The sequence below is a fragment of the Xylanibacter ruminicola 23 genome (assembly GCF_000025925.1).
In the GTDB taxonomy this organism is placed as follows: Bacteria; Bacteroidota; Bacteroidia; order Bacteroidales; family Bacteroidaceae; genus Prevotella; species Prevotella ruminicola.
Map to the genome: position 1 here is coordinate 2,999,487 of NC_014033.1, position 12,576 is coordinate 3,012,062.

Sequence of the window (12,576 nt, forward strand, 5' to 3'; positions counted from 1 at the left end):
AATTTTGAGGCGAAAATTAAGAAAGTTATGCAGAAATTGTTCCTTTTAGACGCTTACGCACTCATTTATCGCAGCTATTATGCGTTTATCAAAAACCCGCGAATCAACTCGAAGGGCTTGAATACGAGTGCTATTATGGGATTCCTGAACACGCTGAACGAGGTGCTCACCAAAGAGAAACCTACCCATATCGGCGTGGCATTCGATCCCCATGGTCCTACGTTCCGCAGCGAGGCTTTCCCTGCCTATAAAGCCCAGCGCGAAGAAACACCCGAAGATATCCGAAAGGCAGTTCCTATCATTAAAGATCTGCTTAAAGCATACCGCATACCCATCCTGCAAGTAGATGGCTTCGAAGCCGATGATGTGATTGGTACTTTGGCCGAAAAAGCCGGTTCCATCGGTGTTGAAACCTATATGCTGACACCCGATAAGGACTACGGACAGCTGGTACGCGACAATGTATTCATTTACCGTCCGCGTCATGGAGGCGGTTATGAAACAATGGGCCCAAAGGAGATTTGCGAGAAATATAACATCCCCTCGCCTATGGCGGTGATTGATTTGCTGGCGCTGATGGGCGACTCGGCCGATAACTTCCCGGGCTGTCCTGGTGTTGGCGAGAAAACTGCCGCTAAACTCATCGACGAGTTCGGAAGCATCGAACAGTTGTTGGCACGTTCGTCAGAAATAAAAGGTAAGCTCCGCGAAAAAGTGGAGCAACATGTTGAGGACATCAAGATGAGCTACTTCCTGGCAACCATCAAAACCGATGTACCCATCGAGCTCGATATGGAAAATTTGAAACTCGTGGAACCAAACGAGGACGAATTGGGCAAATTGCTCACAGAACTGGAGATGAAGAGCTTCGCAGACAGAGTTCTTAAAAAAAGCCAAAAACCGCAAAAAGTCGTAAATCAGCAACTCGATCTCTTTGCAGAATTTGCGACCGACGGGCAAGCTGTGAACGAAAACACGAGTTTTGAGACGCTAAAAACTACGCCTCACAACTACAAACTCGTTGAAAATCAGGAGGATTTGAAGAAACTTTGTGATTATTTCTTGACAAACAAAATTCTCAGTCTAGACACGGAGACCACTTCAACCAGCGCTATCGACGCAGAATTGGTAGGTTTGAGCTTCGCCGTAAAGGAATTCGAGGCGTTTTACGTACCCGTTCCAGCCAATCGTGAAGAAGCGTTGCAAATTGTTAATATCTTTAAACCCGCATACGAGAACCCCGAAATTCTAAAAGTTGGTCAGAATTTGAAGTACGACCTCGAGGTGCTCAGAAATTACGGCATCGAACTGAAAGGAAAAATGTGGGACACGATGATAGCCCACTATCTCATCCAGCCCGAACTGCATCATAACATGGACTACATGGCTGAGATCTATCTGAACTATCAAACCATCCACATCGAAGAACTCATCGGCCCAAAAGGCAAGAACCAAAAATCGATGCGCTCTCTCCCACCCTCACAGGTTTACGAGTATGCCGCCGAGGATGCTGATATCACACTGCGACTAAAGAATAAACTGGAACCAGAGTTGAAGAAGGCCGAGTGCGAAGACCTATTCTATAATATAGAGATGCCACTGATGCCTGTATTGGCTGAAATGGAGTTGAATGGTGTTTGTTTGGATACAGCATCTCTGGCCGAAACGTCAAAACAATTCACCAACCGCATGAACGAAATCGAAGCCCGTATCTACGAGTTGGCAGGCGAACAGTTTAACATCGCATCGCCAAAGCAAGTTGGTGAGATACTCTTCGACAAGCTCAAGATAGTAGAGAAGGCCAAGAAAACTAAAACTGGACAGTATGTTACTTCGGAAGAAGTTTTGCAGCAACTCCGAAACAAGCACGAGATAGTTGCAGACATATTGGAACACAGAGGGTTAAAGAAGCTGATAGGCACCTACATCGATGCCCTACCTAAGCTTATTAACCCTAAAACCGGTCATATCCACACCTCGTTTAATCAAACGATTACCGCTACCGGACGCTTGTCGTCGTCCGATCCTAACCTGCAGAATATCCCCATTCGTGGTGAGGATGGCAAGGAAATCCGAAAGGCATTCATTCCAGAACCAGGTTGTCTGTTCTTTTCAGCCGACTATAGTCAGATTGAGCTGCGCGTTATGGCTCATCTCTCGCAGGATGCCGAAATGATAAAAGTGTTCAGCGAGGGTAAGGATTTGCATGCCGCCACAGCTGCCAATATATACAAAAAGCCCATCGAAGAGGTTACACGCGACGAACGAACCAAATCGAAACGCGCCAACTTCGGTATCATCTACGGTATAACCGTATTTGGACTTGCTGAGCGTCTGGATATCCCTCGCGACGAAGCTAAGATGCTGATAGACGGTTACTTCGACACCTTCCCACAGGTACACGATTATATGGAAAAATCTAAAGAAGTGGCTCGCGAGAAGGGTTACGTCACTACCCTATTCGGTCGTCGCCGCTATCTGCCAGATATTAACAGCCACAATGCTACCGTTCGCGGCTTTGCTGAGCGAAACGCCATCAACGCCCCAATTCAGGGCACTGCTGCCGATATCATCAAGGTGGCTATGATTCGCATCTACAACCGCTTTAAGGCCGAAGGAATACGCTCTAAAATGATTCTGCAGGTACACGACGAATTGAACTTCTCGGTGTACCCAGATGAGAAGGAAAAAGTAGAGGGCATCGTGCTCCAAGAGATGCAGAATGCCCTGAACTTAAGCGTACCCCTGGTGGCCGATTCTGGCTTTGGCAAGAATTGGCTCGAGGCGCACTAATTAGTAATTAAACGATGATCCGCCAAGGAACTCGCGAAGCAGCGACGTTGGTGGAATCTGAGTCTCAGGTATGGGACGGATATAGCGAAGGAACTTCAGCAGGCGATAAGCCTCTGCATGTTCCTTTGAATTTTCTGGAACCTGCTCTAACAGCGGCTCAGCCTGACTCTTAATCACAGCCAGTTCGAACAGCATAGCGGTGTTAAACATCGCATCGGCATTCTCCTGGAACGGGAAAATCCACTTGTTCTCCCCTGCCCTAACGCTTGGCCATCTGCGAATGCTCTCCTGAGCACTCACACCACGATACTTGTAGTCGCGGATAATACGGCGCAGCAGGCGGTTATCGGTAGTTGGGATATAGTTGTGATTATCGAGCAGAATGGTAGTAAGGGCCGAAGCATAGACACGGAAAATCTGATCGTTGGGAATCTCCGAAGTCAACTCTGGATTCAAGGCATGGATACCTTCTACCACCAGCACTTCGTTACCTTTCAACTGCAGTTTCTTACCACTCCACTCGCTCTTTCCCTTCTGGAAGTTATAGCGAGGCAACTCTACCTCCTCGCCTCTGAACAATGCCGAAAGCTGCTCGTTAAGCAACGGCAGATTCAAGGCATGCAGGTGCTCAAAATCGTAATCGCCCTTATCATCTTTTGGCGTTTGCTCGCGGTCAAGGAAATAATCATCCAGCGATATACCAACGGGATGGATACCATTTACGGCCAACTGCACGCTAAGACGCTTACAGGTAGTAGTTTTACCCGATGACGAAGGACCAGCTATCAGCACCAGTTTTACGCCCTTACGCTGGGCAATCTCGTCGGCAATATTAGCAATCTTCTTTTCCTGCAGCGCCTCGCTAATCTGTATGAGTTCCGACGAATGGCCATTCATGATAGTCTCGTTCAGGTCGCCAATGGTTCGCAAACCTAAGATATCCTGCCACTGATGGTGCTCCTTAAAGATGCCGAACATCTTATCCTGATGCAACATCTCACCCAACTCGTTAGGATGCTCGCGCGATGGCAAACGCAACAGCAAACCATCAAAATATTTCTCAAGTCCAAACAAGTAAAGCTGCTTGGTGTTCGTGAGCAAAGCACCATAGTAATAATCTATGTAACCATCTATCTCATAATAAGTTGTGTACAGTCTGCCTGTAGACTTCAACAGTTTTACCTTCGAACGGTTATGCAGAATGTCGAACATCCTGATAGCCTCTTCGGTAGTGGTTTCGTAACGATGAATGGGCAAAGCGGCATCGATGATTTCCTGCATACGGCGACGGATGGCACCCACATCATCCAGCGAGATTGGACGACCGATTGACAGGTTTACAAAAGAGCCATTTGATACAGGGATATCAATAGACACCTTACAGGGCGTAAACAAATCGTGCACAGCCTTGCAAAGCACAAAGAACAAACTGCGAGTATAAGCACGCGAACCACTCGACGAGCAGATATCCAGAAACTCTACCTGTTTCTGCTTGTACAAGCGGTAGTGCATACCCTCTACCTTATTATTTACATGTGCCGAGATGGGACCATGCTCGATCTCAACACCCGACAAAGCATATACATCTTCGATAGTAGATCCTACAGGAACCTCTACAGCTTTATCGTTATTTACAATATGTATTTTTACTAACTTCTCCATAAGCCTTAAATTGAGTTTTTAATTATTTTGTCTGCAAAGATAACATTTTTCTGAAATCTTAACTTACATTTCAGAGTTTTTTTTTATCTTTGTCCCCGAATTACTAAATATAGATACGATTTTTATGTCAATCTGGATTATTTTCAAACTCCTGGGATCGCTTGCGCTATTGATGTTCGGTATGAAGTCGATGAGTGAGGCATTACAGAAGATGGCGGGTCCACAATTACGCCATGTGTTAGGTGCGATGACAACCAATCGCTTTACCGGCATGCTTACAGGTATGCTTGTTACAGCTTCAGTACAGTCATCAACAGCCACCACTGTGATGACTGTTTCGTTTGTTAATGCGGGCTTGTTAACCTTGGCACAAGCAATTTCGGTTATCATGGGTGCCAACATCGGAACCACCCTTACCGCCTGGATTATGTCGGCAGGTATGTCATTCGATATTACCAGCGCTGTTTATCCGGCATTCTTCCTAGGCATCATACTGATTTATCAGAAGAGATACCGCTATATCGGCGATTTCCTGTTCGGACTATCGTTCCTGCTGATGGGACTGGGTACGCTGAGAATGACGGGCACAGAGATGCATTTGGGCGAAAACCAGGCCCTACTCGACTTCTTTGCATCGTTCGATCCCGATTCGTTCTTCACCACCCTGATATTCCTGTTCTTAGGCGGCGTACTTACCTTCTGCGTACAGTCGTCGGCAGCAGTTATGGCCATCACCATGATTCTCTGTTCTAGTGGCGCTCTGCCTATCTATCAGGGTATTGCATTAGTTATGGGTGAGAATATCGGAACCACCATTACCTCAAACCTCGCTGCCCTATCGGCCAATACTCAGGCCCGTAGAGCTGCCCTCGCCCACATGTTCTTCAACGTGTTTGGTGTGGTTTGGATTCTGTTTGTGTTCCGTCCGTTCATCGACGCCGTTTGCGGCATGGTGGGCTACGATGTAAACATGACTAAAGATGCCGTTACAACAAGCGTATTCCTGGCCAACGCCGCCAAACTAAGCTTTGTGCTGGCAGCCTTCCATACCTGCTTTAACGTGGCTAACACCTTTATTCTTATTTGGTTTATCCCACAGATTGAGCGCTTTGTATGCTGGGTTATCAAGCCTAAGAAGGTTGACGAGGAAGAGGACTTCCGCTTGCACTTTATTACCGCCGGCTTCATGAAAACACCAGAGCTTTCGGTGCTCGAGGCACAGAAGGAAATCCAGTCGTTCTCGGATCGTATGCAGCGTATGTTCAATATGGTTCGCGAACTGCTCACCCTCTCGTCAAGCTCAAGCAGTAAGAAGGATAATCGCGACTCTGAGTTTAACAAGCTTTACACCCGCATTGAGAAATACGAAGGCATCAGCGATAACATGGAGATTGAGATTGCCAACTATCTTAACTCCGTGAGCGACGCTCACCTGTCAGACGACTCAAAGGCTAAGATTCGTGCTATGTTACGCGAAATCAGCGAGTTAGAGAGTATTGGAGATGCTTGTTTCAACATGGCTCGTACCATTTCGAGAAAGTACAACGGCAAACAGGATCACTTTAACGAGAAGCAGTACGACCACATCCATCAGATGATGGAGCTCACCGATCAGTCGCTCTCACAGATGAACCGACTGATGATGGGCCGCAAGGAGTCGTTCGATGTAAACCGCACTTTCAATATCGAGCACGAAATCAATAACTTCCGCGACCAGCTCAAGTCGCAGAACATCAACGATGTTAACAACCGCGAGTACACTTACGCCGTTGGTACCATTTATATGGACCTGATTAACGAGTGTGAGAAGCTGGGCGACTATGTAGTTAACGTAGTTGAGGCAAGAATGGGTCTTAGATAAACAACAATCCGATAACGATTGGTTTCAAAGGCAGAAACTGTCAGTTCCTCAGGCGGGAACTGGCAGTTTCTTTATGAGAAAACCATCCTTTCCAACTGGTAAAACATAAAAATATGCCATAAAAGTATGGCTATTATAGAAAATATCATTACCTTTGCAGCCAATTATCAAGGGGTGCCTACGAGTGTAGGCTGAGATGATACCCTCTAACCTGATCTGGATTATGCCAGCGTAGGGATGGATAGCAGACAATAAACACCCCCTTAACATTATTAATTATTGATACTATTGTAGTATGAAAAGATTTGTTTTAGGAATGGCTGCATTAGTGTGTGCAGCAGGCGCAAACGCACAGCGTAAAGCAGCCCTCTACGATTCTACACAAGTAGAAGCGCTGAACGAAATTGTAGTAAAAGGTGTCAGGACACAGAAAAATGCACCATTTGCAGTAGCAAACATCAAGAAAAAGGAGCTTAACGCTTTCTCGAACACAGGAAAAGAATTGCCTTTCCTCTTTTCGCAGACCCCAGGTGTACTGGCTTGGAGCGAAAACGGACTGGGCACAGGTACTACTTATATGCGCATTCGTGGTGCAGGCGATTCGCGCATCAACGTAACACTGGATGGCGTACCCCTGAATTCGCCTGAAGATCAGTGTGTTTTCTGGGCCAACATGAACTCTTACGGTTCGCTGTTAGGTAGTGTACAGATTCAGCGCGGTGTAGGCACATCAACCAACGGTGATGGCGCCTTTGGCGGAACTGTAGCACTCGCTTCAGCCATTCCAAATCAGAAGGCTGGGGGAGAAGTGTCAGTATCATACGGCTCATTCAACACATTCAATGTAGGTGGAAAGTTCTCAACAGGTTTACTGTGGAATCATCTGATTTTTGATGGTGCCTATCACGAGACCAATACTGATGGATTTATCCATGGAACCAGCGGACGCAGCGGTTCTTACTATGGCGGACTCACCTGGATTGGCAACAAGTTCCAGATTCGTTATAAGAACATCGGAAACTTTGAAAAAACCGGTCAGGCTTGGAACGGCGTAACAGCAGGCGACAACGATATGAGTCTGATGGACGGAACTTACGGTATCAACACTGGCATCAAGACCTACAAGGATATGTGGAACGCCGGTCTGGGCAAGTACAACTCGCTGTACGAATACCTGACTGGTTACGAAAAAGATGCCAACGGCAACTATCCCACAGCGCGCTATCAGCTGAACGACGGCAGCTATTGGAACAAAACCACCGATAACTTCTGGCAGAACCACAACATCCTCTCAGCCGCCTACGATATCAACGACAACTGGAGCATTTCAGGTTCGCTGCACTACACTTACGGCTACGGCTATTATAACGAGTTCCGTCCTCAGAACAAGCTGAAGAAGTTTGGCATGACCTACAGCGGCGTTAAAAAGACCGACTTCGTGCGCCAGAAAGGACTGAGCCAGAACACTTACGGTTTTATCTGGAATGCAAACTACAAGAACGATGCATGGGATGTTATCGGCGGCATGTCGCTTCAGGAGTTCGACGGCAATCACTTTGGTTATGTTACCTATATTGCCAACGATGATGTACGAAAGAAATACATGTCTAATGGCGACTACAAATACTACGATTCTGATGCCACCAAGTTTGATGGTAGCGCCTTTGTAAAGGCTGCTTATCACATCAACGAACAGTGGGATATCTTCGGCGACCTGCAGTATCGCTACGTACAGTACGAAAGTAACGGTATTAACGATAAGTTCTACGAAGAGGGCAGCAGCTATTACAACCAGCGCCTCGATATCGATCAGAAGTATCGTTTCCTGAATCCCAAGGCCGGTTTCTCTTGGAATCTGAACAATCACCGCATTTACGGATCGGTAGCACTTAGCCACCGCGAACCAGAACGTAATAACTTTACAGATAATGGTGCAAAGCCATTCCCTAAGGCCGAAAGCCTGTTAGATTACGAGTTGGGTTACACCTTTAACAACGACATCTTCCGCTTTGGTGTAAACCTTTATTACATGGACTACACCAACCAGTTTGTACAGACTGGCGAGAAGAGTGATATTGGCGAGGATCTTACCACAAACATCAAAGACTCATACCGTATGGGCGTAGAAATCCAGGGTGGGGTAGATGTTACCTCTTGGCTCAGCATTGAGGGTAATGCTTCACTCAGCCAGAATAAAATCAAAGACTTCGACGAGGTGGCCAGCGTAAACTGGGAAGAGTCGTTCCGCACTATCCACTACGACAACTCTACACTTGCTTTCTCACCCTCAACCATCCTGAACGGTTTTGTAAACCTGCATTGGAATGGTTTGCAGGCTGTATGGCACACCAATTTTGTAAGCCGTCAGTACCTGGATAATACAGAGAACGCTGATCGTTCGCTGCCTTGCTACTCAGCTTCTGATGCCAACATCAGCTACACCTGGAAACCCAATAAAGCCATCAAGGAGTGCATCTTCGGTCTGAATTTCAACAACATCTTCAATCGTCGCTATGCCGCCAATGGCTGGGTATATTCAAGCATCGTTGAAGAATACGGTCATCCCAACGAGAACCGCTACTATCAGATTGGATTCATTCCTATGGCAGGCTTTACAATGATGGGTAATGTAACACTCCGATTCTAATGGCAGATTTTATTTCAGCACACTGGCTCGACATCACTACCACGTTACTCGGACTGCTCTATATCCTGTTCGAGTATCGCGCCAGCGTATGGCTTTGGTTTGTAGGATTTCTGATGCAGGCCTTAGGCATTGTGCTATACTATCAAAAAGGACTCTATGCCGATTGCGGCATGGAGTTCTATTATCTTTCGATGACCGTTTACGGCTATTGGAAATGGGTACACGGTTCGGCCGAGAAGAAAGAGCTGCCTATCACGCGATTCCCACGCCGACTGATAATCCCTTGGTTGGCTGTTATTCTGGCCATCTGGGGCATTATTTATTGGCTGCTGATTACCTTTACCAACAGTAACGTTCCAGCAGCCGACAGTTTTACTACAGCCCTCAGCATTGTTGGTATCTGGGCCTTGGCTCATAAATACCTGGAACAATGGTTCATCTGGATTGCTGTCGACGTTGTAACCTGTGTTCTTTACTTCTATAAGGACATTCCTTTCAAAGCCGGTCTTTATGCACTTTATGTAGTTATTGCCATTTTTGGCTACAAAAAATGGAAACGAATGACAGATAATCGCCCTATTTGAGCGGTTTTTTGCAATATAATTTGGCTATCTGCCACGTTTTTCGTACTTTTGCAGCGAATTATAACATATTCAAATGCTTATGCAGACGAAAAGTCATTTATCGCGATTAATTCATGACCAGGCCAAGAAGTATGGCGACCGTGAGGTTTTAATCTACAAGGACTTTGGCGGGTCAGTGTGGAAATCATATTCGTGGAATCAGTTCTCGGATATGGTCAAGAAAGTATCTAATGCCTTACTCAATCTGGGTGTAAAGGTACAGGAAAATCTGGGAATCTTCTCTCAGAACTCTGTACAGTATCTGTTCTGCGACTTTGGAGCATGGGGAGTACGCGCCGTAACCATCCCATTCTATGCTACCAGCTCAGAGCAGCAGATCCAGTTTATGATTAGCGATGCTAAAATCAGATTCCTCTTTGTAGGCGAACAGGAGCAGTACGACAAGGCTCGTCGGATTTTCGCTACCTGTCCTACACTCGAGCGTATCATTGTATTCGATAAGAACGTACATATCTCGTCACTCGACCTCAGCTCGATGTATTTCGATGATTTCCTGAAGTTAGGCGAGAATTATCCCCGTCAGACCGAAGTTGAGTCGCTTCAGGCTCAGGCTTCGATGGACGATATTGCCAACATCCTTTATACCAGCGGAACAACTGGCGATTCTAAGGGTGTTATCCTTACCTGCGGTCAGTATAATGCCGCAATGATAGCCAACGATAAGTGTGTACCCGTAGGCGAGAACGACAGAGTTCTTAACTTCCTGCCATTCACCCACATCTTTGAGAAGGGTTGGAAGATTCTGTGCCTTACCGAGGGCGCCACACTCATTGTAAACACCTATCCACAAGAGGTGCAGCAGTCGATGAAGGAGACACACCCCACCTGTATGAGTTCCGTTCCCCGTTTCTGGGAGAAGGTATATATGGGTGTTCAGGAGCAGATTGAGAAATCGGGTATGGCCAAGCGCAAACTGTTCCGCCACGCCGAAGCTGTAGGTAAGAAACACAACATCGATTACATTTCAAAAGGCAAGCGCCCACCATTGCTCCTGCACATGGAGTACGAGTTCCTGAATAAAACCGTATTCTCGCTGGTACGTAAGGAGCTGGGCTTAGAGAATGCCCATTTCTTCCCAACAGCAGGTGCTACCGTTAATCCTAAGGTCGAGGAGTTTGTCCACTCTATCGGCATTAACATGATTGTTGGTTACGGTTTGACTGAGAGTCTGGCCACCGTTAGCTGCAATCACCTTGGCAAGCCTTACACCGTTGGTGGTGTTGGTATCCCCATCGAGGGTATCGATATCAAGATCAGCGAAGAGGGCGAGGTACTGCTGAAAGGCCCAACTATCACTCGAGGCTACTATAACCGCGAGGATCTTACCAAGACCGCCTTTACCGAGGATGGTTACTTTAAGACAGGCGACTCAGGTTATCTGAAGGATGGCGAGCTGTTCCTGAAAGAGCGTATTAAGGACCTCTTCAAGACTTCGAACGGAAAGTATATTGCTCCACAGATGATTGAATCTAAGCTGCTGGTTGATAAGTATATCGATCAGATTGCCATCATTGCCGACCAACGCAAGTTTGTTTCGGCTCTGATTATCCCTGTATATTCCCTGTTGGAGGAATATGCCCGCGAGCATAAGATTCCATTCGAGAACAGAGATCAGCTTTGCAAGGACCCACAGATTAACCAGATGATGAAGGAGCGTATTGATACGCTGCAGCAGTCGCTGGCTCACTACGAGCAGATTAAACGATTCACCATGCTGCCTAACCACTTCACCATGGAGAAGGGCGAACTTACAAATACATTAAAAATCAAGCGTCGCGTACTGAACGAGAACTACAAGAAGGAGATTGACGCGATGTACGCAGAATAAGATATATGATTACTCAGGATCAGCTTAAAGACGTTTTAGAGAGAGCCGATGCGCTGCATCGCTATCTGGAGATAGACAAGAAGAAGATAGAATACGAGGAGGAAGATCTTCGTACGCAGGCTCCTGACTTCTGGGAGGACCGCAAGCGTGCCGAAGAGCAGATGAAGAAGGTTAAAGGCATCAAGAAGTGGCTGGATGGCTATAAAGAGGTTCGCACCTTGGCCGATGAGCTGCAGCTGGCCTTCGACTTCTTCAAGGACGAGATGGTGACCGAAGAGGAGGTGGAAGACACCTATGCTAAAGCCATCAAGGCCATCGAGGATCTGGAGCTGAAGAACATGCTCCGCCAGAAAGAAGACCCTATGGAAGCTGTGCTTAAGATTAACAGCGGCGCTGGTGGTACCGAGGCTCAGGACTGGGCCTCAATGTTGATGCGAATGTATATGCGTTGGGCCGAGGCTCACGGCTATAAGGTAACCATCTCGAACCTGCTTGACGGTGATGAGGCTGGTATTAAGAGTGTAACCATGCAGCTCGAAGGCGGCGATTATGCTTACGGCTATCTGAAGAGCGAGAACGGTGTTCACCGCTTGGTACGTGTATCGCCATTCAACGCTCAGGGTAAGCGTATGACCTCGTTTGCGTCTGTCTTTGTATCACCTCTGGTTGATGATACCATCGAGGTATATGTAGATCCAGCCAAGCTCTCTTGGGATACTTTCCGCAGTAGTGGTGCTGGTGGTCAGAACGTAAACAAGGTTGAATCAGGTGTACGCTTGCGCTATTGGTATACCGATCCTGATACAGGCGAGGAAGAAGAAATCCTCATTGAGAACACTGAAACCCGCGACCAGCCAAAGAACAAGGAGCGCGCAATGACGCTGCTTAAGTCGCAACTCTACGATCGCGCCATGAAGAAGCGTTTGGAGGCTCAGGCAAAAATCGAGGCTGGCAAGAAGAAGATAGAGTGGGGTAGTCAGATACGTAGCTACGTGTTCGACGACCGCCGCGTAAAAGATCATCGTACCAACTATCAGACCACCGATGTGGATGGTGTGATGGACGGAAAGATCGATGATTTCATCAAGGCCTACCTGATGGAATTCCCTGTTAACGACGACGAACAATAACGAATAACAAA

Annotated in this window: 7 protein-coding genes and 1 riboswitch; of the genes, 6 read left to right on the forward strand and 1 reads right to left on the reverse strand. The window is 46.9% G+C overall.

All coding sequences use genetic code 11. The features are described from left to right. Positions 1-27 precede the first annotated feature (27 nt). Positions 28-2,793 carry a DNA polymerase I gene (gene polA / locus PRU_RS12770; protein WP_013063341.1) on the forward strand — a complete coding sequence of 922 codons (2,766 nt, stop codon included), beginning with the start codon at positions 28-30 and terminating at the stop codon, positions 2,791-2,793. On the opposite strand, the gene PRU_RS12775 is transcribed toward polA, so the two are convergent. Next, entirely contained in the window at positions 2,794-4,455 is a 1,662-nt protein-coding gene (locus PRU_RS12775) for a nucleoside kinase (protein WP_013064149.1), read from the reverse strand. A gap of 124 nt (positions 4,456-4,579) precedes the next feature. Between PRU_RS12775 and PRU_RS12780 the strand changes: the two genes are divergently transcribed. The 5 genes from PRU_RS12780 to prfB all read left to right on the forward strand — a co-directional run bounded on the left by PRU_RS12780 (position 4,580) and on the right by prfB (position 12,565). Beyond that, positions 4,580-6,316: a Na/Pi cotransporter family protein gene (locus PRU_RS12780; RefSeq protein WP_013065023.1), complete on the forward strand. Its 1,737-nt coding sequence runs from the start codon at positions 4,580-4,582 to the stop codon at positions 6,314-6,316. Between the two features lie 160 nt (positions 6,317-6,476). After that, positions 6,477-6,572, forward strand: a riboswitch (TPP riboswitch). Positions 6,573-6,611: 39 nt separating this feature from the next. Further along, positions 6,612-8,963: a TonB-dependent receptor gene (locus PRU_RS12785; protein ID WP_013064042.1), complete on the forward strand. Its 2,352-nt coding sequence runs from the start codon at positions 6,612-6,614 to the stop codon at positions 8,961-8,963. Beyond that, positions 8,963-9,547: a nicotinamide riboside transporter PnuC gene (pnuC, locus tag PRU_RS12790; protein WP_013063807.1), complete on the forward strand. Its 585-nt coding sequence runs from the start codon at positions 8,963-8,965 to the stop codon at positions 9,545-9,547. Before PRU_RS12785 ends, pnuC begins: the two co-directional genes overlap by 1 nt. A gap of 79 nt (positions 9,548-9,626) precedes the next feature. Then, positions 9,627-11,435 carry an AMP-dependent synthetase/ligase gene (locus PRU_RS12795; protein ID WP_013064437.1) on the forward strand — a complete coding sequence of 603 codons (1,809 nt, stop codon included), beginning with the start codon at positions 9,627-9,629 and terminating at the stop codon, positions 11,433-11,435. A gap of 5 nt (positions 11,436-11,440) precedes the next feature. Further along, a complete protein-coding gene (prfB, locus tag PRU_RS12800) occupies positions 11,441-12,565 on the forward strand; it encodes a peptide chain release factor 2 (RefSeq protein WP_013063646.1) in 1,125 nt (374 codons plus the stop codon). The last annotated feature ends 11 nt before the right edge of the window (positions 12,566-12,576 follow it).

Coding starts and splice junctions, on each gene's coding strand:
- polA (WP_013063341.1), top strand. CDS start 28: ATGCAGAAATTGTTCCTTTTAGACGCTTACGCACTCATTTATCGCAGC.
- PRU_RS12775 (WP_013064149.1), bottom strand. CDS start 4,455: ATGGAGAAGTTAGTAAAAATACATATTGTAAATAACGATAAAGCTGTA.
- PRU_RS12780 (WP_013065023.1), top strand. CDS start 4,580: ATGTCAATCTGGATTATTTTCAAACTCCTGGGATCGCTTGCGCTATTG.
- PRU_RS12785 (WP_013064042.1), top strand. CDS start 6,612: ATGAAAAGATTTGTTTTAGGAATGGCTGCATTAGTGTGTGCAGCAGGC.
- pnuC (WP_013063807.1), top strand. CDS start 8,963: ATGGCAGATTTTATTTCAGCACACTGGCTCGACATCACTACCACGTTA.
- PRU_RS12795 (WP_013064437.1), top strand. CDS start 9,627: ATGCAGACGAAAAGTCATTTATCGCGATTAATTCATGACCAGGCCAAG.
- prfB (WP_013063646.1), top strand. CDS start 11,441: ATGATTACTCAGGATCAGCTTAAAGACGTTTTAGAGAGAGCCGATGCG.